At 62.8% G+C, this 1,866-nt stretch carries 1 protein-coding gene and 1 pseudogene; both read left to right on the top strand.

All coding sequences use genetic code 11. The annotated features are described in order from the left end of the window. The first annotated feature begins 102 nt into the window (after positions 1-102). Complete coding sequence (locus EN943_RS36785) at positions 103-1,323, top strand: lytic murein transglycosylase (RefSeq protein WP_127416591.1); 1,221 nt, start codon at positions 103-105, stop codon at positions 1,321-1,323. A 98-nt stretch (positions 1,324-1,421) separates the two neighbouring features. Beyond that, positions 1,422-1,866 (top strand): annotated as a pseudogene (locus EN943_RS36790) (DUF459 domain-containing protein); the annotation flags it as partial.

Raw genomic sequence — 1,866 nt, forward strand, 5'->3', positions numbered from 1 at the left:
GCTTCGAAGCGTCTTTTCGTTCCCCGTGGCGCCTATGGTAAACTAATTCCTAACCTGGTTCGGCGATGAATGGTCTTTCCTGAGACAGAGAAGGAGGAAAAGATGTCCGTTCGCAATGCCGCAAAAATTTTTACCAGCGTCATGGCGGCAGCCAGCCTATCGCTCGCTCTGCTGATGCCTGGCCCTGCCTTCGCCGATGCCGGTTTCCGGCAGTGGGTCGCCGGCTTCCGCGCCACCGCCGTGCAGAGCGGCGTTTCCGGCGCCCTCTACGACCAGGCCTTCAGGAATATCAGGGATATCGATCCGGTGGTGCTGGAAAAGGCGCGTACGCAGCCTGAATTCACGGCCCCTGCCTGGGACTATTTCGACAACCGCGTCCATGACCAGTCGGTCGCCGTGGGCCAGCAGATGGCCAGGAAATGGAAGCCATGGCTGGACCGGATCGAGGCCAGGTTCGGCGTCGACCGCTACATCCTGCTGGCCATCTGGTCGATGGAATCGAACTATGGCGAGATCCTCAAGCGCGACGACATCATGCGCAACGTCGTGCGCTCGCTGGCGACCTTGGCCTACGCCGATCCGAAGCGGGCAAAATTCGCCCGCACCCAACTGGTCGCCGCGCTGAAGATCCTGCAGACCGGCGACATCGACGAAAGCCATTTGAGCGGATCCTGGGCCGGCGCCATGGGCCACACCCAGTTCATCCCGACCAGCTATCTGCACTATGCCGTGGACATGGACGGCAATGGCAAGCGCGACATCTGGAATTCGATCCCCGATGCGCTGGCGACATCAGCCAATTTGTTGAAGAAGAATGGCTGGCAGGCTGGCAAGACCTGGGGCTATGAGGTCGCCTTGCCGGCCGGAAAGCTGCCCGGCGGTTCCAAGACGCTGTCGCAATGGCAGGCGCTGGGCGTCGTCAGGGCCAACGGCAAGCCGTTCAAGAACGGCTCCGACAAGGCGACGCTGAAGGTGCCGGACGGCCGCAGCGGGCCGGCCTTCCTGATGATCAAGAATTTCACGGTCATCAAAGCTTACAACAATGCCGACAAATATGCGCTGGCCGTCGGTCTTCTTGCCGACGAAATCGCCGGCTCGAGCGGTCTGGTGCAGGACTGGAAGCGGCCTTTCACCAAGCTCACTTTCGAGGAAAGGCAGGAGCTGCAGAAGCGGCTTTCCCAGCATGGCCTTTACGACGGCAAGTTCGACGGCAAGATCGGCGACGGCTCGAAGACTGCCATCATGGCCTTCCAAGCCAGGGCCGGCTTGACCCAGGACGGCTATCCGAGCATGGAAGTGCTGAAGTGGCTCCGGCAGAAATAGAGCCGCCTGCGGTGCCGCGCGGCCTTCCGGGCGCGCAAAGGACACTGTAGCAATCTGGTTGGCGCGGGCCTTGCCGCGCCAAGGGACGGAGGAAACGATTGGCTTCGGCTGCGCGCATCGCAGGGCTTGTTCGTCGAATGCCGGTGCTCATCCTGGCCGTGATCGTGCTTGCCGTCGGCGTGGCTGGCGCCTTTCATGCGCCGGCCATGGCGCAGGAGCAGCAAAACCGCGGCTGGTCGTTGCGCGACCTTTTGTTTCCGCGCCGCAGCGAGCGCATTGAGCCGCCCTTGGATATCCAGAAGCCGAGGCCCAGGCCCAAGGCGAAGAAACCCCGCGCCCCGCGCCCGCCCGCTGAACCGGAAATCCCGGTGGTCGACAAGGCACCGGACGCCCGCACCGTCCTGGTGGTGGGCGACTTCATGGCGGCCGGCCTCGCCGAAGGCCTCGACACCGCCTTTGCCGAGAATACCGGCGTCAGGATCGTCGTTCGCAGCAATGGCTCGTCCGGCTTCGTCCGCGATGATTTCTACAACTGGCCCGAAC

This window comes from Mesorhizobium sp. M7A.F.Ca.US.006.01.1.1, assembly GCF_003997935.1.
In the GTDB taxonomy this organism is placed as follows: Bacteria; Pseudomonadota; Alphaproteobacteria; order Rhizobiales; family Rhizobiaceae; genus Mesorhizobium.

What these genes read in the sequence shown, in the direction of transcription:
- EN943_RS36785 (WP_127416591.1), top strand. Translation starts at nt 103, where the DNA reads ATGTCCGTTCGCAATGCCGCAAAAATTTTTACCAGCGTCATGGCGGCA.